The sequence below is a fragment of the [Mycobacterium] manitobense genome (genome assembly GCF_025821665.1).
Taxonomy (GTDB): Bacteria; Actinomycetota; Actinomycetes; order Mycobacteriales; family Mycobacteriaceae; genus Mycobacterium; species Mycobacterium arseniciresistens.
In genome coordinates this window covers 1-416 of sequence record NZ_JACKSJ010000011.1, presented here as the reverse complement: position 1 = coordinate 416, position 416 = coordinate 1, and the positions used below count along the sequence as shown (strand labels likewise).

The following is a 416-nucleotide window of genomic DNA, read 5'->3' as shown; positions in this document are numbered from 1 at the left end:
CACCGATGCTGGTGTTCCAGGCCACCACCTTCTTCACCCACTACGCCACCGATCATCTGCACTTCTCGATGAACTTCGTGCTGCTGACGGGGGTGCTCGGCGGGCTGTGTGAGGTGCTGTTCGTGGTCGTCTCGGCGACGCTGAGCGACACCTACGGCCGCAAACGGGTCCTCGCGATCGGGTTCGCCTTGGCGGTGCCGTGGTCGTTCGTACTCTTCCCGTTGGTGCAGACGGGAAGTCAGGCGGTGTTCGGTGTCGCGATCGTGGCCACCTACGCCCTCATCGGGGTGTGCATGGGGCCGATGGCGGCGTTCCTGCCGGAGATCTTCGCACCGCAGTACCGCTACTCCGGGGCCGCGCTGTCGCACACCCTCGGTGCCGTGATCGGCGGCACCCTCGGTGCCGTGATCGGCGGC

The 416-nt window shown here is 66.6% G+C and carries 1 protein-coding gene; it reads left to right on the top strand.

Annotation, left to right across the window (positions count from 1 at the left end; translation table 11 throughout):
* The coding region (locus tag H7I41_RS00810; RefSeq protein WP_264010648.1) for an MFS transporter at positions 1-416 on the top strand (416 nt) is incomplete at both ends.